Origin of the sequence: Arthrobacter sp. N199823 (assembly GCF_002929705.1) — a bacterium.
Classification (GTDB): Bacteria; Actinomycetota; Actinomycetes; order Actinomycetales; family Micrococcaceae; genus Specibacter.
This window is the reverse complement of the sequence record NZ_PJIN01000006.1, coordinates 105,807-127,440: the sequence shown is the minus strand read 5'-3', so window position 1 is coordinate 127,440 and position 21,634 is coordinate 105,807. Positions and strand designations below refer to the sequence as shown.

The following is a 21,634-nucleotide window of genomic DNA, read 5'->3' as shown; positions in this document are numbered from 1 at the left end:
GTGAAGTTGCTGAGTAATTTAGCGACGCTTGGTGAACGCGCCCACGCCGGTTAGGCCTATGACGATGATGGCACCGAGCATAATCATTGCTGGGCTGTCCATGGAGTGACTCCTGTGCTTGTGAGGCTGTGATTTAGAACGGGAGATTGTGCTTTTCGAGCGGAGAGACAATGAGCATGCCGGTGATCTTGCCGGAGCCGTTGTAAGCGACCCGGCCCAGCCAGTCTCCGGCCTCATGATTGAGCATTGTCTGCCCCACCAGACCGCCGGAAAGCAGTTGGTTGATCTGCTGCAAGATGACGTTCCGGCCATCGGAGGTTTGTGTCACGGTATCGGTGCATGAGGTCAAGGGCCCCGTGGCAGCAACCACCTGGTTCCACACTGCGGTGACCTTCTTCTTGGTGAGCACTCTGGAGCAACTAAAGGTCATGAGTTCTTTGACCCCTGCATAATTGTCCTCACTGAGCATCTGGAACACAGCCTCCGTGCGTGCCTGCAGATCTACGATCGGTTTGTTCATAATTTCTCCCCTTGAATCGTGAGTTTCCGGTGCGCCAAACCGCTTGTAGACTGCCTGCCTCGATACGCCAAAAGCGTCTCCGATCTGTTGCCATGAAGCCCCGCGTACTCGGGCTGTCTCGACAGAGTTGCGCAGATGACGGGCGGCGGCTTGCTCAATTTCAAGAGCGAGTTCAATGCCGGCCGTTTCATGCCCAGAGGCCTGCCCAGAATCATGTGTAGCGCTCCGATCGGCGTCCGTGCGGATTGCTTGACTGCTCGCTTGATTAGCGAGCTTCAAGAGCTTAGCCAGCGGGTCGAGCTCAGCTTCAGTCATGAATCGACTCTAACAAAAAAGCGTGATCTGTCAATCTAAATTTGACAGATCACGCTTTTGGAGTCGGAATGGGCCCACGCTTCTTGTGGGAGGACATGGGTGGGCCCACGCTCGCCAGGTTCCCGGGAAATCGCGCCAGTGGCTGTCCGCGCATCCGGAAGTGCGAATTTGGGCCCACAACTCCGAGGGGCCCGCTGTGTGGATCGCTTGCGATCCACACAGCGGGAGGAGTTGGGGACTAGCCGACGATCTTCAGGCCGGTGTTCCAGTTGAATGTCTCGAAGGCGGGGTTTGCCTGGAGGGTCATGACCAAGAACTGGAAGCCTTCCAGTTCACGGGAGCGCTTGAGTGCACCCACCACGAGGGGGCGCATGCCGCCGTCGGTCATGAGTGAGGCTACGGCTGCGGTTGCATCGGCGTTGTCGCCAGCAATGAAGCCATCGAGGATCTGGCCCTGAGTCTCACCAGCAACCAAGGCGCCAGCAAAAGTGGTGTTGAAGGCCTTGACTACATTGCCGGGCGTCAGTGCTGCAATTTCCTCAGCGGCGGAGGTGCCGGGAGCAACAACCAGGGAATCGAAGGTCTCGAAGTTCACGGGATTGGTGATGTCAACAACGGTCTTGCCGGCGAGGGCTGCGCCATAGGAGGCTACAACCTCCTTGGCGGCATCGAACGGCAAAGCCAAGACAACGATGTCGCCGGCGGGAGCCTGGCCTACGGTGCCCGAGGTGACGGTGCCGGACGCTGCAGTGCTGAGTTCTGCGGCCACTGCGGCTGCCTTATCGGCGTCGCGATTGAGAAGTTCAACGCTGCGTCCAGCCGCAAGTGCACGGGTTGCGATGCCGCGTGCCATGTTTCCGGTACCGATGATGGTGATGGTGTTCATGATGGTCCTGCTTTCTAATGAATGGCTGGAAGTCTTTTACTTGAAGCTACAACTAAAGTCTAAGCCCATTTGATTGAAGTGTCAAGTAAAAACATGAGAGTCCCTCGGTTTCGCTGGAATTCATGAAAAGATGGCGCCATGACTGACTTGGAGCCACGCTGGCTAAATGACGAAGAACGGGCCGCATGGTTGGCGCTGCTGGCCATCACGACTTTGCTGCCGGGATCTCTTGAAGCGCCGCTCCAGCAAGCTGCCAAGTTGTCCCTCTTTGAATACAATGTGCTTGCCATGCTGTCCGAGGCGGAGAGTGGCATCTTGCCGATGAGTGAGCTGGCCGCCCGAACCAGTGCCTCACTCTCGCGACTTTCTCATGTTGCAAAGAAGCTGCAGGCCCGCGGACTTGTGGAGCGTTCGGTCCATGCCGACGATGCGCGCGTGACGCAGACTGCCATTACCTCGGATGGTATGAAGTTAATCCAGGGCCTGGCGCCTGAGCACGTGGAGTCGGTGCGGGGGCTCATTTTTGATCAGCTGGATAACAAGGATGTGGCTGACTTGGCGCGCGTGGGGCGAAAGTTGGTCCAGGGTTTGGATGAGCGTCACTGGACGCTCCGCCCACCGGCTCAGCCCTAAGTTGCCCAAGATGCCCTTGCTGCCAAAAGTGATGCTGGCCACATTCTAGCTGTGAATTTCCCGATTTTTTGGGAGCCATTGCCTAGGAATGCTGGCCCGAGCGTCAAATAGGGCAGCAAAACGTTCCCTAATGAGCCCTTAATGCCGTAATGTAGCTAAGGCTTGCCTAACTGGGGCGAGTGTTCGCTGGGGTCACCGTTAGGAACTACATTGGAATTTTCACGTCGTCAGGGTCTGAAATTGGGCCTTTTTGCTTCCGTTGCAGCACTGGGAGTTGGCCTTGCGGGCTGCTCCACCGGCGCCACTGGCGGTTCGGTTGCACAGAATACGCAAGCCTCGACGGACACCTTCCCGGTCACCATCAAGCACATTTACGGCGAAACGGTCATTGAAAAAGCCCCGCAGCGCGTCGCCACGGTGTCCTGGGTCAATGACGACGTTGCCATTGCCTTGGGTGTCATCCCGGTGGGCATGCCCAAAAACGACTGGGGCGGAAACGCTCAGGGCTCCACCCCTTGGAAGGACGCCGCCTTGGAAAAGGCCGGCGCAGGTCTGGGCAGTGACAAGGCCCCTGTTCAGTACTCGGAGGTGGACGGCGTGAACTTCACCGAGATTGCAAAGACTACTCCGGACGTCATCCTGGCTGCCTACTCGGGGCTGACGCAGGAAGATTACGACAAGCTCAGTAAAATCGCCCCGGTCATTGCGTTCCCGGAGGCCGCTTATGGCACTGGGTGGCAAGATTCCACCACCATGATTGGTGCCGCGCTAGGCAAGTCAGCCGCCGCCAAGGAACTCATCACGGCCACGGAAAAGACCATTGCTGAGCAGGCCGCCAAGTACCCCTCCATCAAGGGCAAGACCTTCATTTACGGCAATCTGGAGCCGGCCAAGAGCGACGGCGTGAACGTCTACCTCTCCGGCGACAACCGCCCCAAGTTCCTCAGCAGTATCGGCATGGAGCTCGCGCCCGTTGTGGTTGAAGCGGAGAAGAAAGCCAAGGGGTTCTTCATGCCTTGGTCCGCCGAAAAGGCCAACCAGTTGGACTCGCAGGTGTTCATCAGCTGGGTTCCCGATCAGAAGACCAAGGGAGCCATTGTGGCCGACCCGCTGTTGGGTCAGATCCCCGCCGTCAAGTCCGGAGCCTTCGTTGCAGACTCGGACAACACCCTCACGCTGTCCATCTCTGCCGCCTCACCGCTGAGCCTGCCTTGGGCCTTGGATAAGTTCCTGCCTCTGCTCGGTGCCGCAGCAGACAAGGTCTAGGTCCCGTTTCTGTGTTTAGCGCACCAGCCGCTGCGAGGGAAGGTTCGACGCCGGTCACGGGGTCAGTGCCTTCCCTCGCTGTCTCCGGGGTGGCTGGCGATGCTGGCCGATCAGTATCCGCCCAGCTCCGGAAGGCCGGATCGGAGAAGTTCAGTGCTCAAAAGATGAGTGCTCGCCGCCGCTTTGCGTGGCTCGTGGTGCTCACTGCTGCCCTTTTGCTTGCTGTGCTACTTTCTCTTTCGGTTGGTGCGCGTAGTATCCCGCTGCCCACGGTGGTGGATGCACTGGTGAATTTTGACCCGGCCAACGGCGATCATGCCGTAGTTGCTTCACGCATTGTGCGGACCGTGGCGGGGCTTATTGTTGGCCTGTCTCTGGGGCTGGCGGGCACGTCCATGCAGGGCGTGGCCCGCAACCCTCTGGCAGATCCAGGCATTCTGGGCGTCAACGCCGGAGCAGCCTTGGCCGTGGTAGCTGGGATCTTCTTCTTTGGTGCCGCCGGAGTCTCGAGCTACCTGTGGTTCGCCTTCGCTGGCAGCGCCGTTGCCGCCGTTGTTGTGTACGCGGTGGCCAGTCTGGGCCGCAGCGGCGCAACTCCCGTGAAGCTGGCACTCGCGGGCGCCGCCGTGGCCGCTGGCATGGGCTCGCTCATGAGCGCCATGCTGGTCACGAGCCAGGATTCCCTGGAGCTGTTCCGCAGCTGGCAGGTGGGTGCGCTTGCCGGAAAATCGTGGGAATCCATCCTTTCGGTACTTCCTTTTGTGGCCGTGGGTGCCGTCATTTTGCTGGGTACCGGAAAGCTCTTGAACACTTTGGCGCTCGGCGATGACATGGCCCGCGGGCTCGGACACCGTCCCGGTCTGGGCCGTGCCATTTCTGCTATTGGCATTGTGCTGCTGTGCGGATCGGCCACGGCTCTGGCTGGACCCATTGGCTTTATCGGTCTCGTGGTTCCGCACCTGCTGCGTGGTTTGGTGGGCCCCGACTACCGCTGGCTGCTGCCGCTGTCTTTGCTGGCCGCACCCACCGTCCTGCTGGTGGCCGATGTGGTGGGCCGCGTGGTCCTGCTACCGGGTGAGGTGCCTGCCGGCATTCTTGCCGCGCTGATTGGCGCTCCCGTCTTCATCGCCGTGGTGCGCCGTGGAAAGCAGGCAGAGCTATGAGCGCCATGGCAGATGCCGTCCGGGAGTTATCCCGCACTACCAATACCAATGCTTCGGCCGCGACCGGAGCCTGGGTGCGCGAACAGCGCAAGGCCCCTCGCCGCCGTCGAACATTCCTCATGGGGGCCATGAGCCTCTTGGTCATCGCGTTGCTGGCCGTCAACGTCCTGCTGGGCAGCTATACGGTCACCATCCCCGATTTCTTCGCCATGTTGGGTGGGAAAACCATTCCCGGGGCCAGCTTTATCGTGATGGAAAATAAATTGCCGCAAGCGCTGCTTGGGCTGCTGGCTGGTGCGTCGTTCGGTGCCGCTGGCGCCATTTTCCAGACGATGCTGCGCAACCCGCTGGCCAGCCCCGACATCATCGGAATTAGTTACGGTGCCAGTGCCACGGCCGTTGCCGCGTTTGTCATTTTTGGCCTGCGTGGCGCGGGGCTGTCGGTGGCCGCCATCATTGGAGCGCTACTCGTGGCCCTGCTCATCTCCATTTTGGCTCGCGGGCGCGGCGGCACGGGACTGATTCTGATTGGCATCGGTGCAGCGGCGTTCATGCAGGCCACCATCACATTCCTGTTGTCGCGGGCAGACTTTACTAACGCTACGGAAATCATGGTGTGGTTGACGGGCTCACTGAACTCCGCGAATTGGGAACGCGTGGGCGTCCTGGCCGTGGTGCTGCTGGTGTTGACACCATTAGTAGCCGTTGGGGGCCGTGAGTTGGGCGGGCTGTCTCTGGGTGACGATACCGCCGCCGGGCTCGGCTTCAATGTCCAGCGCGCCCGGCTGTTGCTCCTCATTCTCGGCGTACTGCTGGCCGCGTTTCCCACTGCCGCGGCCGGTCCCATCGCTTTTGTGGCCTTCCTGTCAGGGCCCATCGCCAAACGGCTGAACGGGGGAGTGGCCAGCCTGCCGCTCGCCTCCCTTGTGGGCGCCGCGATTGTGCTGGCCGCCCACTATATTGCCGTCAATGCCATCCCCGGAACGTCATTGCCCGTGGGCGTGGTGACCGGTGCGCTCGGTGCGCCGTTCCTGCTGTGGCTGCTCATTTCCACCAACCGTGCCAACCAAGGAGGCTGAGATGCGCCCTGCGAACAGTCATGAAAACGCTGCTTCACCGTTTGCCGATGAGGCGTCCGCCAATGGATTATCCGCCAGCAAATTGTCTGCCCGGGACCTGTCGTTGGGATACGGCGACCGCTCCATTGTGGAGAACCTCAGCGTTGACTTGCCTGCCGGAAAGGTGACCATCATTGTGGGTGCCAATGCCTGCGGCAAATCCACCCTGCTGCGCGGCCTGGCCAGGCTGCTCAAACCCAGTTCCGGCGCTGTCCACTTGGATGGGACGGACATTCACAAGGTGCCCACGCGTGAGCTGGCCCGCAAACTCGGCATTCTGCCGCAGACTCCCACGGCGCCGGACGGCATCAGCGTGGCCGATCTTGTGGGGCGCGGCCGCAGTCCGCATCAGGGCTGGTTCCGCCAGTGGACCCCGGCCGACGACGACGCCGTGGCTGCGGCGCTGAATGTCACCGGCACTGCCGAGCTGGCCAATCGCAGTATTGACGAGCTCTCCGGCGGGCAGCGGCAACGTGTCTGGATTGCTATGGCCCTGGCCCAGGAAACTGATGTGCTGCTGCTGGATGAGCCCACCACCTACCTTGACTTGGCGCATCAGGTGGAGGTGCTCGATGTGGTCTCCGAGCTCAATGCGCGGCGCGGCATCACCGTGGCCATTGTGCTGCATGACCTGAATTTAGCCGCCCGCTATGCCGACCATTTGATCGCCATGAAGCACGGCGACATTGTGGCGCAGGGTGCCCCGGCCGAGGTACTGACCGCCGAGTTGGTGCAAGAAGTGTTTGGGCTCGAGTCCGTTGTGGTGTCCGATCCCGTGGTGGGCACGCCCATGGTGGTGCCGGTGGGGCGCAGGGCGGCACTGTTGGCCGACGCCGCGGCGCAGCGCCTATCTATCTCAGAGCCGCTTGAAGCGAAGCCCTCTGCAACAGAATTTTCCGCAGTAGAAGAAGGAGTACAAGCATGAGCTCATCAATCTTGGAAAATGAGGCCACCACGATCGAGGCCCTAGAGGCGGATCCCATCAAGCCCATGCGGGTTTTTGATTTGCAGGTCAGTGCCGTGCAGCAGTTGAGTAAGCACTTCCGGCGCATCACCTTCACGGGATCCGATCTCGATCTATTTGGTTCCAACGCTGCGGGTGAGACGCTGGATTTGCGGGTGAAGATCATGATTCCCTCACCGGGCCATGCGCTGCCGGAGTTCAGCAATATTCGCGGCTCGCTGCAGGATGATTGGTACCAAAGCTGGCGGACTTTGGATGAATCGGTGCGTGGGGTGATGCGTACCTACACCGTCCGTAGCCTGCGCCGCGCTGTTCCTGCCTCGGAGCAATCCCCTGCCGTCCCGGCCGAGATGGACATTGACTTTGTGCTGCACTTAGATGGTGGATCGGGGCCTGCCGCCGAGTGGGCGGCCGGCGCTTTGGTGGGGGATCCCTTGCTGCTGGTTGGTCCCTGCGCGCGATGGGGAGACTGCCTCGGTATCGAGTTTGCACCCGGCAACGCCGAACGCGTTCTGCTCGTGGGGGATGAGACGGCAGTCCCTGCAATTGCCGCCATTCTGGAAACCCTGCCGGCCCATATCAGCGGTCATGCCGTGCTGGAAGTCCCCACGGCCGCGGATTTCTTAGACATCTCCACACCAGCCAGCGTAGAAGCCGTGTGGCTTGCCCGCGGCAGCATGCCGCACGGTGAGGCTTTGTCCGCGGCAGTGCAATCGTTGATTGTTCCAGCGGCATGCGACGTGGGCGAGGAACCTGAGGAAGTGGATATTGACGCCTCAATCCTGTGGGAGACCCCGGCTGGCGCTGCTGGCCATGGCCTGTACGCCTGGATCGCCGGAGAGGCTGCAACGATTCGCGATCTACGCCGCTACCTGGTGCGTGATGTGGGCATGGACAGGAATGCCGTGGCGTTCATGGGCTACTGGCGCAAGGGGCAAGCGCTGGACTAGAACGGGGTTTTGGACCCGAGTTCTGGCCCCCGCTGGAGCAGTTTTTGCAGCTGCTTTCGAGAAACTGCTGACATGCGGGGCGGATCGGTGAATACTGACACTGATCCCATCCGTGATCAGTGTCTGACGCCAGGAGAAATGCCATGACGGTCCGTCTCACCCCGTATCTGAACTTTCGCGACACCGCCAAGGACGCTTTGGAGTTTTATCAGTCCGTCTTCGGAGGTGCCCTGGAGCTGAGTACCTACGCGGAACTTAGTATGTTTGATGACCCTGCCGAGTCCGGAAAAATCATGCACGGAATGGTGAACGGAGACCATGATGTGGTCATCATGGGAGCCGATGTGCCCAATTCAATGGAACTGGGGGTCAATTCCAGTGTTTGTCTCTCCGGCGATGACGAGGCTGTGCTGCGGGGCTGGTGGGACGGGCTGGCCGACGGTGCAACGGTGGCCGAGCCCCTGACAAAAGCGCCCTGGGGAGACACCTTTGGCATGCTGACGGACAAGTTTGGCGTGCCCTGGATGGTCAACATCGACGGCTCGCCCAAGCCCTAGCGCCGCAGCGGAGCCTAGTCCTGCAGCAGCGTTAGCGCTGTGTCCACGGTGGCCAGCGCCTGAGCATTATCGATGCGGGACAGTGTCATGGCGGCAATCACCAGCGAGCTGAGCACCGTGGCCAACTGGAGACGGGCGCCGGCGTTCATGTCCGGATGAAGGGCAGCGGCGCCCCTGCTGAGCGCGCTCTGTAGCTCTAACCGATATCCAGCGATGGCCTGGCTGACGGCAGTCTCGTTGGAAATCGGCGCGCCGGCCGCATTCAAGAGCAGGCAGCCGCTGTGGGACTGCAAGGAATCAGCCTGACTCAACGCCTCGCGCAGCCCGGTGAAGTAGTTAATGATCGCGTCTGGGGCCACGTTGGGGGAGTCCAATGGCTGGAGCCGGGGGCGGATGATCTCGCGGAGATAACTGGCCACTGCGGCGTCAAAGAGCCCGCGCTTATTGCCAAAGGCGTGGTAAATGCTGGAGCGGCTTAGCCCGGTGGCACGCTCAAGCTCGGGGAGGGAGGCCTCCTCGTAGCCGCGCTCCCAAAAAACTGCCCGCGCCGCGCGAACTGCATCGTCCGTGTCAAACGTTTGCATGCGTCCCAAGTGAGCCCCTCATTTTGTGAATCGTTCAGTCCACTATATAGTGGATCACTCATTCCATAATAGTTCACGTGCAGAGCGAAAGCTCCGCACAGATACTTTTTGCACCACCCAAGGGAGTTCACGCCATGTCCACCACAGTCAGCACCCAAATCCAACTCGCCGCCCGCCCCGTCGGCTGGCCCACTGCCGCCGATTTCACAACCGCACAGGTAGAACTTGGTGAGCTGGGGCCAGATCAGCTTCGGGTGGTCAATGAGTACATCTCCGTTGACCCCTACATGCGCGGTCGCATGAGTGACGCGAAGAGCTACGCGGCACCCTTTACTCTCGGGGAAACGATGACTGGCGGTGCCATTGGCCGGGTTGTCGAGTCAACGAGCAAGAGCATTCCGGTAGGTTCTGTGGTGCTGCACCAGTTCGGCTGGCGGGATGTTGTCCAAGAGGACGCCGCCGGGTTCAGGGTTGTTCCGGAACTGCCTGGCGTGCCGCTATCGGTGTACTTGGGCATTCTTGGCATGACCGGCCTGACCGGCTTCGTCGGCCTAACCGCCATTGCGGGTATGAAGCCCGGCGACACGGTCTTTATTTCCGGAGCAGCCGGAGCTGTCGGTACTGCCGCTGGCCAGATCGCCCGGCTCATGGGTGCTGGCCGTGTCATTGGATCCGCTGGCAGTGACGAGAAGGTAGCCCTGCTGAAAGAGAAGTATGGCTACGACGAAGCATTCAACTACAAGTCCGGGCCCGTTCGTGAGCTGCTGGCGGCCGCTGCGCCCGAAGGTATTGACGTGTTCTTCGACAACGTTGGTGGCGATCATTTAGAAGCCGCGCTTGATGTTTTCAACCCCGGTGGCCGGGCCGCTCTGTGTGGCGCCATTGCCGGTTATAACGTCACTGACCGCAAGGTGGGCCCGGACAATATGGTCAACATGATCACCCGCGGACTCTCGCTGAAGGGCTTCACTCTGGGCAGCTACCTTGACCTCGCCCCGGAGTTCAACGCGAACATGAGCAAATGGTTCGCAGCCGGGGAGATCGCCTTCGATGAAACAGTGGTTAACGGGATTGATCATGCAGTGGACGCATTCCTGGGCATGATGCGCGGTGCCAACACGGGCAAGATGGTGGTCCGCACGGCTGCCATGACTGATCTGATCGGCTAAGCGGCACGGTCCGCAGGGGGCTGCTGCGCGGCGTTCTGCGCCTAGCCGGGCTTCTAAGGCTGTGCCATCCGGGGTGGCGCAGGGTGGCTAGTCGCGGAGCTGGGAGAGGATTCTTGCCAGCTCGCCCTGGTCCTCTGCGTTGAGCCGGCCAAAGTATTCCTTGGATTTATCGCGGCGTTCCGCCTGCACCTCGCTAAACATTGTGCGCCCGGCGTCTGTGGGCACAATGAGCGTGGCCCGTCGATCGGAGGGGTCGGCCTCGCGACGGACCAGCCCCTTGGCCTCGAGCTGGTCGACCACTTCGGTGGCGGAGCGCGGTGCGATCCGCAGGCGCTCGGCCAGATCCTTGAGCCGAACATCGCCGGCAGCGGGTGCACAGTCTGCGTGTGGGCTGGTGATGGGCGGGGCGGCCTGCTTGCGCATCAAGGTCATGAGCGCCCGCCACTGATGCGGCGTCAGCTCCCAGGGAGCCAGCTGCTCAGCCCAGGTGCGCCGCAATCCGCGAAAAGCCGCGTGAAACAGCTCGCCGAGCTCGGGGGAGTCATCTTGAGGAGCCGTACCGCCGGGAGCCGTGCCATGAGGGGAAGCCATGCACCAAGCATACCCACTATTGACACGTAACCACATAGTGAGGTAACCTCTGTATTAGTTGGTGCGAGTCCCGCACCCCGCACACCATTTGGAGGTGGCGCATATGACGGAGAGTATCCGCACAAACAGACAAAAAACCAGCCGTGAGAATTCCGGCCCATCAGACTTCCCCGGCTCTCAGGATCAGAAGGGCCGCGGCCCGGCCCGTGTGAATCCGGCCGACAAGGTGCAGATCAAGCGCCACCCCGTCAGCCTCAATCGCATTGTTGCGCTGTTTGCACCGCACAAGGTGACCATAGCCGTCGTCGTCCTTCTTATTACCGCATCCAGCGTCATCAGCCTGGCGCAGCCGTTCCTGGTCCGCAGCATCATAGACACGGCTCTGCCCGCCAAGGACGTCCCGCTGCTGGCGTGGCTGGCCATCGCCATGATCGCCGTTGCCGCCGCCACCGCCCTGATTGGCGTGGTGCAGACGTGGATGACCACCTCAATGGGCCAGCGGATCATGCATACATTGCGCACCCGGCTCTTCACGCACCTGCAAAAGCAATCGCTCGCCTTTTTTACCCGCACTCGCAGCGGTGAGGTGCAGTCTCGCCTGAATAACGATATTTCCGGCATGCAATCGGTCATCACCTCAACGGCAACGGGCGTGGCCTCCAACGTCACCACCGCCGTTGGCACGGCCGTGGCCATGGTGGTCCTGTCCCCGAAACTGGCGCTGCTCTCACTCATCGTGATCCCGCCGGCCGTCTGGTTCTCCCGCCGCGTGGCCCTGCTACGCCGCGACATCACCTCAACCATGCAGGCCGAACTCGCCACCATGAACACCTACGTGGAGGAGGGGCTGAGCATCTCCGGCGTCCGGCTCGCCAAGACCCTCGGCACCACCGACCGTGACGCCACCCGCTACACCGAAAGTTCCGAACGCCTCATTGGGCTGGAACTGCGCTCGCAGCTGGCCGGCCGCTGGCGCATGGCCACCATGGGCATCATCTTCTCGGCCATCCCGGCGCTGATCTACTTTGCCGGCGGACTGCCCGGAAACACCATGAGCATCGGTACCATCGTGGCGTTCACGGCGCTGCAGGCCACCATTTTCCGACCCATCATGGGCCTGCTGAACCTCGGCGTCCAATGGGTCACGGCCATGGCCCTGTTTAGCCGTATCTTTGAATACCTCGACATGGTCCCTGAGATCACTGCCCCGGAAAACCCGGTTGCGCTGGACCCTGCGATGGTGCGCGGTGAGGTCCGCTTTGAGGGCGTCCATTTCGCGTACGACGGCGGCACTGATGTTCTGCGCGGAATCGACCTTGCGCTTCCCGCCGGCACCACCACCGCCGTGGTTGGCCCCACCGGTTCCGGCAAGTCAACGCTCGGGGCGCTGCTACCGAGGCTGCACGATGTCACCTCTGGCCGCGTCACGATTGACGGGGTTGATGTGCGGGATATTGCCCCGGAGGTGTTGGCCCGCATTGTGGGCGTGGTGTCCCAGGAAAGCTACCTAGCCCATGCCTCTATCCGCGAGAATCTCCTGTTGGCGGCACCGGATGCGGACGACGCAACTCTCTGGAAGGCCCTGGCTTCTGCACAAATTGCAGACCTTGTGGCCGGACTCCCCGAAGGCCTGGACACCCTTGTGGGTGCCCGCGGACACCGCTTCTCAGGAGGCGAGCAGCAGCGGCTGGCCATTGCCCGGACCATTTTGCGCAACCCGCGAGTCTTGGTTCTGGACGAGGCCACATCCGCGTTGGACAACACCACCGAAGCAGCCGTGCAGCTCGCACTGGACCACCTCGCGGTGGGCCGCACCACCCTGACCATCGCCCACCGGCTCACTACCGTGGAAGATGCGGATCAGCTGGCAGTACTGGCGGCGGGCGAACTGGCTGAGGTCGGCACGCCGTCGAACTTAAGAGATGCAGGCGGAGCCTACGCCGCACTTATCGCGGCTGGCGGTGAACTGGAACTGGCTTCCTAGGAGACGCAGCCTTCACCGGGGCGGATGGTGCCCAGGTAGTTCCCCGCTAGCCCTCCGCTGCCGCGGCCCGGCGCGACACTGACAACGTCGCAACACCTAGGGCGCAGGCCACACCAAAGGCCATGACGTAGCCGGCCTCGCCGAACCCTAGCAAGGCGGCGAACACGGCACCCACCACACCCAACATGGCAGCCGTCAGCAGTGTTTCACTCAGCTGCAGTGCAGAAGCGTTGGCGCCCTGCTCGCTCGGTTTGGACTCCCCCAGAACCAGCACCGATTGTGTCGGGTAGGCAATGCCAATGCCGAATCCGCCCGCAGCCCAACCAACCCAGGCAATCCACACGGGCCAGCCCGGCAGCAGCACCAGCGTCGCAATTAGCATGCCGAACAGCATGAATACGGCACCCCAGCGCAGCGATTGCGACGGGGTCAATGTGCCCCGACCCGCCAACCAGGCGCCCACGGCCCAGGTCACCCCGCCCACTGTCAGCGACAACCCTGCCAGCCAAGCCGGGAGCTGCCGTTGATCGATCATGAACAGTGGCAGGTACACATCGGCAATCGTGAAAGCCGTGCCCATGAGCCCACGCATCAAAATAAGCGAAGGTAGACCCCGCGCCGCACGCCAGATTCCCTTGGGTAGCAGGACATTGACAGCCATTGCAAGGAGTACCACGGCGGCACCCAGCTGGGCGGGCCACCACGGCTGCGCACGGGTGCTGGCATCGCCAAGCAGCAGCACCGAAACTGAAGCCACAACCGCCCACGCCGGCTTCCACCAGAGGCGGGCGGAAAGTCCCCGTCCGGTAGTCGCCGTCGGACTTTCATCGGATGTGGCAGGAACGTTCAGCCCTGATCCGCGACTGCCGAGCAGCAACAAGACAACCGCAACGATGGCCAGGACCGGGACTGTGCCAAACACCCATCGCCAACCAAAATGGTCGGTGACAATGCCGCTCAGCGCCGGGCCCACAATAGAGGGTAGTAGCCAGGCAGTGGCCAAGGCGCCAAACATTTTGGGGCGCAGGTGTGCGGGGAAAACCCGAGCGATGCCCACGTAGAGGGCCACGCCGTCCAGCCCTGACCCGAATCCAGTCAGGGCGCGGGCGGCCACCAAAAACTCCATGGTGGGTGCGGCAGCGGAGAGGAACATGCCCACCACGTAGATACCCACCCCGGTGAGCAGCGGGATTTGCGGGCCGGACCGGTCAATCCAGAGGGCGGCGATCGTCATCGAAACAACCGAGGTGGCCATGGTGATGCCGAAAGCCAAACCGTAGAGCGGGAGGCCGTCGAGATCGTTGGCGGCCGCCGGCATAGCAGTGGTGATGGCTGCGAACGAGTAGGCAACCATGAAGGCTAGGCCGAAAAATCCCAGCGTGGCCCCTCTGTAGTGGCTGCCCCAAATGGTGGCGGTGGCGTTCACGCGGGAACAGGCTGCAACGAAGTCATAGGATTAGCCTAATTAGTGGTTGGGGCAAAAATACCGCAATCAACTCTGGCGGTGTGCCAGGATGCGGCAAGGAGCAGGCGTGGAATTTTCAGCACGGTATGTGGCACTGGGCGATTCGTTTACCGAAGGTCTGGGCGACACCGACCCCACACGACCCAACCAAGTTTGCGGTTGGGCGGACAGGGCGGCCGAACAGCTCGCGCTGGCCCACCCGGAACAGTCCTGGGGTTATGCCAATCTCGCCATTCGCGGCAAGAAAATGAACCAGATCCTGAGCGAGCAAATTGCTGCCGCTGTGGCCATGAATCCCACACTTGTCACTATCTATGCCGGTATCAATGACATCCTCCGCCCCAAAGTGGACATTGACGCCATGATGGGGCGGTACTCCGACGGGCTCGCCACGTTGGCGGCCACAGGCGCACGCGTCCTGGTGTTTACCGGCTTTGACGCCAGTACCTCCAAAATCTTCGCCAGCATCCGCGGGCGAACTGCCATTTACAACGAGCTGCTCCGCGAAGTGGCGCAAGACCACGGTGCCGAACTGGTGGACTACTGGCGTTTCCGCGAGTACAACGATTGGCGGCTGTGGGGGATCGACCGCATGCACATGTCCACCGCAGGCCATATCAATATGGCCAACCGGGTACTGGAACAACTCGGTGAAACCGTGCGGATCTCCATGCCCGAGCTCCCTCCCCTTCCCGTGCGCACCACCAGCGAAACTCTCAAGGACAACGCCGCCTGGACCAAGGAATACGTGGGCCCCTGGGTCAGTCGCCGTCTGCGTGGGGTCTCTTCGGGCGATAACCTGAGCGCCCGCTGGCCCACCCTGCGATCCCCGCTGGCTCTAAATTCGCACTGACATAAAGCTCACGCTGCCGCAAGAGCTACTGCAAGAGCTGATCTAGGACCGGATCCCAAAAAACCTAGCCAAAAGATACGTAGCAACTACCGATGTTTTACTCCCGCACCATCCATACGCTCGGAGTAATGGCGTTGGGGTACGTCACGTTACAGGTGAAGGAATAGGACATGGTCTCGTTAGGCATAGCAATCTTGGATGTAGTGCAGGGGCAGGCGTTTGCAGTGGACGTGGCACCGGAACGGGTGGAGCATCAGAAACCTGAAGTCGTTCACCAAGACATTCGCGGGATTTGGCCTGTCCGGGCCGCCGTCACCGTGTAGGTGCAACTTTTTGGGGCTTTTTCTCGGGGCACGCACGGGGCACACACCCAACCCTCAGGCTGGTAGGTGGCCTCGCGCCGTCGGACATTCACTGACAGATTCACCCGGCAACAGTGCCGGGGGACTCAGCTGCAGGGCGCGAAAACATCTTTCACGCCCTGCGTGCGTGTTTAATGCAGGGCATGATATGGGCCAATTAGGGTAATCCGCTCCTTTGCAACTAGACTGGGTAGGCGCTAGGTAGCGCGGAGCGTGTGCAATTGCTCCGGTTTGCGGTGATTATCCTCCCGCCGGCCGGTAGTTAGGGGCTCAAGTTGCGTGCATTCGGGTATTCGCCGGACGGTCACCTCCTCATCATCATGTAAATGACTAAAGAGGAATCATGCTGTCCAAGGGCGGACGCTACCTCTTCGCACGGTTTGCACCAGTGAACCGTTTCCATTCATTTTTTTAGGAGTGATCATGGCAGCTCATTGCCAGGTGACTGGAGCCGAGCCGGGCTTCGGACATAGCATTTCGCACTCGCACCGCCGCAACAAGCGTCGGTTCGATCCGAATATCCAGAAGAAGCGCTACTGGGTACCGTCCTTGCGCCGCAACGTTACGTTGCAGCTTTCCGTCAAGGGCATCAAGACCATCGACGTTCGCGGTATTGACTCCGTCGTCGCCGACATTCTCGCTCGTGGGGTGAAGCTCTAGTGGCAAAAGACAAGGACGTACGTCCGATCATCAAGCTCAAGAGCACCGCGGGCACTGGTTTCACGTATGTAACTCGTAAGAACCGTCGTAACACTCCGGACCGTTTGGTTCTGAAGAAGTACGATCCCAAGATCCGTCAGCACGTTGAATTCCGAGAGGAGCGCTAAGACTATGGCTAAGAAGTCCATGATCGCGAAGAACGAGCAGCGCAAGGTCATCGTAGAGCGTTACGCCGAGAAGCGTCTCGCCCTGAAGAAGGCCCTCGTTAGCCCGACCTCCACCGACGAAGAGCGCGAAGCGGCCCGCCTGGGCCTGCAGAAGCTCCCCCGCAATGCATCGCCGGTACGTGTTCGTAACCGCGACGCCATTGACGGCCGTCCCCGTGGAACGCTCCAGAAGTTCGGCATCTCCCGTGTACGCTTCCGCAAGATGGCACACGCTGGCGAACTGCCCGGTATCAAGAAGTCCAGCTGGTAGCATCCAGTTGTAAAAAGGGCGGTGACCTTACGGTCGCCGCCCTTTTTGCTGCCCTTTAACGGCTCTGCTCGCGGTCACGCTGTTGCGGCCAGAACGGCCCGCCTCACCCCGCAAATAGCTGCGCAGGAGTTGGCTGAGAGCGAAATAACCCTAGAATCCGGGAAATTTGCCTCAAAATTCGTTCAAATTTACCGGATTCCCGCGGAAATGCTGGTAAGTTCGCTAGCAGTGGTTGACACGCAACCGCGTGGAATTGGATTCACTTTACGTCCAGGAGGACAAACATGGCTAAGAACCGTAGCGAATTGGTTGCTGAAGTTGCTGCAAAGGCTGAGACCAGCCAGACCGCAGTAAACGCTGTTTTGGATGCACTCTTCACCGTCTTCGAGAGCTCCGTTGCAGCTGGCGAAAAGATCACCATCCCGGGCTGGCTCTCCATCGAGCGCACCGACCGTGCAGCACGCACCGGCCGTAACCCGCAGACCGGCGAGACCATCCAGATCGCAGCAGGCCACAGCGTGAAGCTTTCCGCTGGCTCCAAGCTGAAGGCTGCTGTCAAGAAGTAATTTTCTGCACAGTTTCCCTTGAAGGCGGTCAGCATCAGCTGGCCGCCTTCAGGTTTTTAATGCCAAGGTGACCCTCCGTAGGCCACCCGCGGCATCTTGTTGGCAGTGGGTCCAGCGGTGGTATTTTGGCTGCCGGTCCTTTCCTGTGAGCTCCCTGATTCGCCCGATGTTCACTAGGTGCAGGACAATAGAAGGGTGCCACCCGTAGACTCTTCCCCCGCAGCCACAGTCCGCACCCCCGCTACCGCAAGGGGGCGCACCTTTGCCGACGGCATTCCCAGCCATTGGTGGTGGCTAGGGCTTGCCGCGACCATGGTCACAGTGGTGCTTGCGCTTCTGTGGACTGGGGCCACCGCCGTCCCGCTGCTTGCCGATCCGGGCGCATTTACGCGCTGGGGCTTGCCGCTGGCCACTGCCGTTCACAACCTGGCGCTGTCCGCGGTCATTGGAGCCCTGGCGTTCGCCGTAGTGATTCTTCCCAAGGATCTTAAGAAGCACCGTCCGCACTCCGGCCGTCAAAAGGACGACGCCGCCAAGCGCACCGCAGCGCTCGGGCAGCCCGAGCACCCGGCCTTCGCCCGAGCCATGACACTTGCCATGGTGGCCGGAGCGGTCTGGACCATCTCCGCGATCGCCGTGCTGGTGCTCACCTATTCGAGCATTTCAGCCCTGCCGTTGAGCGGTAACGCTGAATACACCAACATGCTGGTGTTCTTCATGACAGAGCTGCCAGCGGGACAGGCTTGGCTGACCATCACCATTGTCGCTGCCGTTGTCACCACACTGTCCTTTGGCTTACGCAACATCAGTGCCCTGGCAGTGCCCTTGGTTCTGGCCATGCTCTCCTTCATCCCGCAGGCACTGATTGGACACTCGGCCTCCAGCGCCGATCACAAGGGTGCTGTGAATTCGCTCCTGCTGCACATCAGTGGAGCTTCGTTGTGGGTTGGCGGCATCATCGTTCTGGTGGTTGTCTCGAGCGTGTTGGGTAAGATCACCGCCCAAACGCTCAAGCGTTTCTCCGCCTTGGCACTGTTTGCTTTTGTGGCTGTGACTGGCTCCGGCATCATCAACGCAGCCATTCGCATCACCAACTGGCATGATCTCTTCTACTCCTCCTACGGACAGCTGATCGTGGCGAAGTTTACGGCCACGGTGGTGTTGGGCGTGATTGGCTACATGCACCGCGAATGGATCATTCCGCGGTTGGAGGGCGGGTCAAAGAACAAGGGAAACGCCCGCCGTCTGCTCTGGCAGCTCATTTTCGTTGAACTGCTGATCATGGGTGTTGTCAGCGGCCTTGCCGTGGGTCTGGGACGTTCCGCCCCGCCGGAGTCACGCGAACAGGATGCAGCCGCTATGACGCCGGCGCAGATTCTCACGGGTTACCCGTTGCCTCCGGAACTGGAGTTTTCCCGCTGGTTCACGGAATGGCGCATGGATTGGCTGTGGGTAGCCTTTGCCGTTCTGGGTGGCGCCGCTTACTTCATGGGCATCAGGAAATTGCGCCAACGCGGTGACAAGTGGTCGGTGCTGCGCAGCGTCTCCTGGTTCGTTGGTTTGCTGACCTTGGTCTACATCACCTCCGGCGGCACGGCCGTCTACGGAGCAGTAACCTTCAGTGCCCACATGGTGGAGCACATGGCACTCATGGTGGTTGCGCCACTGTTCCTGGCCATGGGTTCGCCCATCTCGCTGGCGTTGCAGGCACTGACCCCCAGGCGTGACGGGTCCCGAGGCGTCCGCGAATGGATTCTGGTGCTGGTGCACTCAAGGTATTCCAAGGTCATCACGCACCCGCTATTCGCTGCGGCAAACTTCTCCGGCAGCCTGGTCCTGTTTTACTATTCACCAGCCTTCGGTCTGGCCATGAAATACCATGTGGCCCACGAACTGATGATTGTGCACTTCACCATCACGGGCTACATCTTTGTCCAGAGCATGATCGGCGCGGACCCGCTCCCCACCCGCGCCCCCTACCCTTTCCGGCTGTTGCTGCTGCTGGCCACCATGGCCTTCCACGCTTTCTTTGGCGTGTCCTTGATGATGTCCACCACCCTGCTCTCCGGCGAATACTTTGGCAACATGGGCCGGCCCTGGGGTGATGGTGCCTTGGTGGACCAGCAAACCGCCGGGGGCATCGCGTGGGGGGTGGGAGAATTTCCCACGCTGATGATCGCCATGGGTGTTGCCTACATGTGGGCAAAGTCCGACGCGCGGGAGACCAAACGTAAGGACCGGGCGGCAGACAGGAATAAGGACGCCGATCTAGGCGCTTACAATGACATGTTCGCCCAGCTGGCGGCCCGTGACGCCTCCATGGCAGAGCGGCCACCAGGCCCCCAACTTCCGCACGTGCAGCACGCGAAAGCCGCAGCCAAGACTGAGCGCACCCCCGAAGACAATTGGTCCGAAGGCGGCAGGCCTGAGAACAATGGACCTGCAGACAGCAAGCCCCAGAACAGCAAAACCAGTGAGTCGGAAACCCCGGCCGGAACGCAAGGAGAAGCGAACTAGTGGATTCCGCAACGAAAACCACCTCTGCCACAGCCAACCCGGTCAGGGTCAGAGCATCCGAGCTTGAAGGCCGCGGCTGGTTGAACACCGGCGGCGCCGATCTGAACCTAGAGAAGCTGCGCGGCAAGATTGTCCTTTTGGATTTTTGGACGTTCTGCTGCATTAACTGCCTGCACGTTCTCGATGAACTGCGCCCCTTGGAAGAGGAATACAAGGACGTACTGGTCACGGTTGGCGTACATTCGCCGAAGTTTGAGCATGAGGCCGATCCCGTGGCCCTGGCTGCGGCCGTTGAACGCTACGAGATCCACCACCCTGTTCTGGATGATCCTGAGTTGGTCACGTGGCAGGCGTACTCGGCCCGTGCCTGGCCCACACTGGTGGTTGTAGACCCCGAAGGCTACATCGTGGCGCACATGTCAGGTGAAGGTCACGCCGCTGGGCTGGCCACACTGATCCCCGAGCTCATCGCAGAGCACGAGGCCAAAGGCACCTTGCATCGCGGCGACGGCCCGTACGTTGCCCCGGAACCGGTTGTCCGCGATCTGCGTTTCCCCGGCAAGGTGCTGCCGTTAGCTAGCGGCAACTTCCTCGTCTCAGACACCGGCCACCACCGGCTCGTGGAAACCGGCCCGGACCTGGCCACTGTTGTCCGCACCATCGGCTCCGGTACCAAGGGCTACCTTGATGGTGCCGCTGACGACGCTCAGTTCAATGAACCTCACGGCTTGGCGTTGCTCCCGGCTGAACTGGCCGCCTCAGTGGGTTACGACGTGGTGGTGGCGGACTCGGTCAACCACCGCCTGCGCGGAGTCACCCTAGCAACCGGTGCCGTCCGCACCCTGCTCGGAAACGGTGTCCAGCGCCTCTTGGAGGCGGGTCCTGCCCGTGTGAATGACGACGGTGAAGCCGCCTCTGAGACCAACCTTGGCACCGCGCCGCTTGAGGTTGCGCTCTCTTCACCGTGGGACGTTGCCTACTCAACGGTCCTGAAAACAGTTGTCATTGCCATGGCTGGCACCCACCAGATCTTCGACTTTGACCCAAATACCGGCGCTGTGACCGTGGTGGCCGGTAACGGTCTGGAAGGGCTGTTGGACGGCCCCGCCGGGCAGGCATGGTTTGCCCAGCCGTCGGGCCTCACCGAAGATACTCAGGGCAACATCTGGGTTGCTGACTCGGAGACCTCAGCGTTGCGTGTTCTCAAGTTCAAGGCTGGCGGTGAGGGTGAGAACGGCCCCACACTGAGCGTTGAGACAGCCATCGGTGAGGGGCTCTTTGACTTTGGTTTCCGCGATGGCGAGGCCGATCAGGCGCGCCTGCAGCACCCCTTGGGTGTTGCCGTGTTGCCCGATGGCTCTGTGGCTATCGCTGATACCTACAACGGAGCCGTGCGCCGCTATGATCCGGCCACTAAGACCGTCAGCACTTTGGCTCGTGGCCTGGCCGAACCCAGTGACGTGTTGCTGGATGAAACCGGCGATGTGCCGTTGCTCATTGTGGTTGAGTCCAACCAGCACCAGCTGATCCGGCTTCCCCTGCCCAAGAACGCCTTGCAGGTTGATGAGGGAGCCGTCCAGACACAGCGCCCCAAGACTGACGTGGCCCCGGGTGAACTGAAGCTGAGCATCAACTTCTCCGCGCCAACAGGGCAGAAGCTTGACGACCGCTGGGGTGACCCAACTCAGCTGAAGGTTTCTTCAACACCTCCGGAACTGCTGATCAGCGGCGGCGGAACGTCCGTAGGTCTGCAGCGGACGCTGGTGCTCGCAGCCGATGTGCCCGAGGGAGTGCTGCACTTGACCGCTCGCGCAGCAGCTTGCGACGGCCCGGAAGATGCCAATGGTGAGATCCCGGACCATGCCGCATGCCACCTGTACCAGCAGGATTGGGGTATTCCAGTACTGCTGAACGCCGACGGCGCCACGGAACTGGCGCTGGATCTGCGCGGACTCTAACGCCGATTCTTAGGCATCAAACTAAATAAGTAACTCCGGGCGGATCCAGTGTCTCCCGGAGTTACCTATTTAAGTA

22 protein-coding genes are annotated in these 21,634 nt (G+C 61.1%); 17 read left to right on the top strand and 5 right to left on the bottom strand.

Features of this window, described 5'->3' with window-relative positions; genetic code table 11:
* Positions 1-133: 133 nt before the first annotated feature.
* Together CXQ93_RS14190 and CXQ93_RS14185 are read right to left on the bottom strand one after the other, a co-directional pair.
* Positions 134-835 carry a hypothetical protein gene (locus CXQ93_RS14190; protein ID WP_104111081.1) on the bottom strand — a complete coding sequence of 234 codons (702 nt, stop codon included), beginning with the start codon at positions 833-835 and terminating at the stop codon, positions 134-136.
* A gap of 238 nt (positions 836-1,073) precedes the next feature.
* Entirely contained in the window at positions 1,074-1,721 is a 648-nt protein-coding gene (locus CXQ93_RS14185) for an NADPH-dependent F420 reductase (protein WP_104111080.1), read from the bottom strand.
* 138 nt (positions 1,722-1,859) lie between these two features.
* Between CXQ93_RS14185 and CXQ93_RS14180 the strand changes: the two genes are divergently transcribed.
* The 7 genes from CXQ93_RS14180 to CXQ93_RS14150 all read left to right on the top strand — a co-directional run bounded on the left by CXQ93_RS14180 (position 1,860) and on the right by CXQ93_RS14150 (position 8,372).
* A complete protein-coding gene (locus tag CXQ93_RS14180) occupies positions 1,860-2,354 on the top strand; it encodes a MarR family winged helix-turn-helix transcriptional regulator (RefSeq protein ID WP_104111079.1) in 495 nt (164 codons plus the stop codon).
* Positions 2,355-2,564: 210 nt separating this feature from the next.
* Positions 2,565-3,620, top strand: coding sequence for an iron-siderophore ABC transporter substrate-binding protein (locus tag CXQ93_RS14175; RefSeq protein WP_104111078.1), 1,056 nt, complete (start codon positions 2,565-2,567; stop codon positions 3,618-3,620).
* A 164-nt stretch (positions 3,621-3,784) separates the two neighbouring features.
* Positions 3,785-4,783 carry an iron ABC transporter permease gene (locus CXQ93_RS14170; RefSeq protein WP_104111155.1) on the top strand — a complete coding sequence of 333 codons (999 nt, stop codon included), beginning with the start codon at positions 3,785-3,787 and terminating at the stop codon, positions 4,781-4,783.
* Positions 4,780-5,862, top strand: a complete 1,083-nt coding sequence (locus CXQ93_RS14165; RefSeq protein ID WP_374953412.1) for a FecCD family ABC transporter permease — start codon at positions 4,780-4,782, stop codon at positions 5,860-5,862. Before CXQ93_RS14170 ends, CXQ93_RS14165 begins: the two co-directional genes overlap by 4 nt.
* 1 nt (position 5,863) lies before the next feature.
* Positions 5,864-6,826 carry an ABC transporter ATP-binding protein gene (locus CXQ93_RS14160; RefSeq protein ID WP_104111077.1) on the top strand — a complete coding sequence of 321 codons (963 nt, stop codon included), beginning with the start codon at positions 5,864-5,866 and terminating at the stop codon, positions 6,824-6,826.
* The gene (locus CXQ93_RS14155) at positions 6,823-7,815 is read left to right on the top strand and encodes a siderophore-interacting protein (RefSeq protein ID WP_104111076.1); all 993 of its coding nucleotides are present in this window, start codon (positions 6,823-6,825) and stop codon (positions 7,813-7,815) included. Before CXQ93_RS14160 ends, CXQ93_RS14155 begins: the two co-directional genes overlap by 4 nt.
* Before the next feature lie 143 nt (positions 7,816-7,958).
* On the top strand, positions 7,959-8,372 hold the full coding sequence (locus CXQ93_RS14150; protein WP_104111075.1) for a VOC family protein: 414 nt from the start codon (positions 7,959-7,961) through the stop codon (positions 8,370-8,372).
* A 14-nt stretch (positions 8,373-8,386) separates the two neighbouring features.
* Here the strand turns inward: CXQ93_RS14150 and CXQ93_RS14145 are convergent, their stop codons facing one another.
* The gene (locus tag CXQ93_RS14145; protein WP_256939772.1) at positions 8,387-8,956 is read right to left on the bottom strand and encodes a TetR/AcrR family transcriptional regulator; all 570 of its coding nucleotides are present in this window, start codon (positions 8,954-8,956) and stop codon (positions 8,387-8,389) included.
* A gap of 134 nt (positions 8,957-9,090) precedes the next feature.
* Between CXQ93_RS14145 and CXQ93_RS14140 the strand changes: the two genes are divergently transcribed.
* Positions 9,091-10,125: an NADP-dependent oxidoreductase gene (locus CXQ93_RS14140; RefSeq protein ID WP_104111073.1), complete on the top strand. Its 1,035-nt coding sequence runs from the start codon at positions 9,091-9,093 to the stop codon at positions 10,123-10,125.
* Positions 10,126-10,212: 87 nt separating this feature from the next.
* Here CXQ93_RS14140 and CXQ93_RS14135 read toward each other — a convergent pair whose 3' ends face one another.
* Positions 10,213-10,716, bottom strand: a complete 504-nt coding sequence (locus CXQ93_RS14135; protein ID WP_104111072.1) for a MarR family winged helix-turn-helix transcriptional regulator — start codon at positions 10,714-10,716, stop codon at positions 10,213-10,215.
* A 103-nt stretch (positions 10,717-10,819) separates the two neighbouring features.
* Between CXQ93_RS14135 and CXQ93_RS14130 the strand changes: the two genes are divergently transcribed.
* Positions 10,820-12,700 carry an ABC transporter ATP-binding protein gene (locus CXQ93_RS14130; RefSeq protein WP_104111071.1) on the top strand — a complete coding sequence of 627 codons (1,881 nt, stop codon included), beginning with the start codon at positions 10,820-10,822 and terminating at the stop codon, positions 12,698-12,700.
* 46 nt (positions 12,701-12,746) lie between these two features.
* On the opposite strand, the gene CXQ93_RS14125 is transcribed toward CXQ93_RS14130, so the two are convergent.
* Entirely contained in the window at positions 12,747-14,126 is a 1,380-nt protein-coding gene (locus CXQ93_RS14125) for an MFS transporter (protein WP_104111070.1), read from the bottom strand.
* An 88-nt stretch (positions 14,127-14,214) separates the two neighbouring features.
* Between CXQ93_RS14125 and CXQ93_RS14120 the strand changes: the two genes are divergently transcribed.
* The 8 genes from CXQ93_RS14120 to CXQ93_RS14090 all read left to right on the top strand — a co-directional run bounded on the left by CXQ93_RS14120 (position 14,215) and on the right by CXQ93_RS14090 (position 21,558).
* Positions 14,215-15,018, top strand: a complete 804-nt coding sequence (locus tag CXQ93_RS14120) for an SGNH/GDSL hydrolase family protein (protein ID WP_256939773.1) — start codon at positions 14,215-14,217, stop codon at positions 15,016-15,018.
* 170 nt (positions 15,019-15,188) lie between these two features.
* Positions 15,189-15,341: a hypothetical protein gene (locus CXQ93_RS20695; RefSeq protein ID WP_181036170.1), complete on the top strand. Its 153-nt coding sequence runs from the start codon at positions 15,189-15,191 to the stop codon at positions 15,339-15,341.
* A gap of 462 nt (positions 15,342-15,803) precedes the next feature.
* Positions 15,804-16,040: a 50S ribosomal protein L28 gene (rpmB, locus tag CXQ93_RS14115; protein ID WP_044574618.1), complete on the top strand. Its 237-nt coding sequence runs from the start codon at positions 15,804-15,806 to the stop codon at positions 16,038-16,040.
* Positions 16,040-16,207: a 50S ribosomal protein L33 gene (gene rpmG / locus CXQ93_RS14110; protein ID WP_044574616.1), complete on the top strand. Its 168-nt coding sequence runs from the start codon at positions 16,040-16,042 to the stop codon at positions 16,205-16,207. The genes rpmB and rpmG overlap by 1 nt, the downstream gene beginning before the upstream one ends.
* Before the next feature lie 4 nt (positions 16,208-16,211).
* Complete coding sequence (gene rpsN / locus CXQ93_RS14105) at positions 16,212-16,517, top strand: 30S ribosomal protein S14 (protein WP_062285947.1); 306 nt, start codon at positions 16,212-16,214, stop codon at positions 16,515-16,517.
* Between the two features lie 284 nt (positions 16,518-16,801).
* Positions 16,802-17,083, top strand: coding sequence for an HU family DNA-binding protein (locus CXQ93_RS14100; RefSeq protein WP_062285944.1), 282 nt, complete (start codon positions 16,802-16,804; stop codon positions 17,081-17,083).
* A 312-nt stretch (positions 17,084-17,395) separates the two neighbouring features.
* Positions 17,396-19,600, top strand: coding sequence for a cytochrome c oxidase assembly protein (locus tag CXQ93_RS14095; protein ID WP_104111153.1), 2,205 nt, complete (start codon positions 17,396-17,398; stop codon positions 19,598-19,600).
* Positions 19,600-21,558: an NHL domain-containing thioredoxin family protein gene (locus tag CXQ93_RS14090; protein ID WP_104111068.1), complete on the top strand. Its 1,959-nt coding sequence runs from the start codon at positions 19,600-19,602 to the stop codon at positions 21,556-21,558. Before CXQ93_RS14095 ends, CXQ93_RS14090 begins: the two co-directional genes overlap by 1 nt.
* Positions 21,559-21,634: the final 76 nt, after the last annotated feature.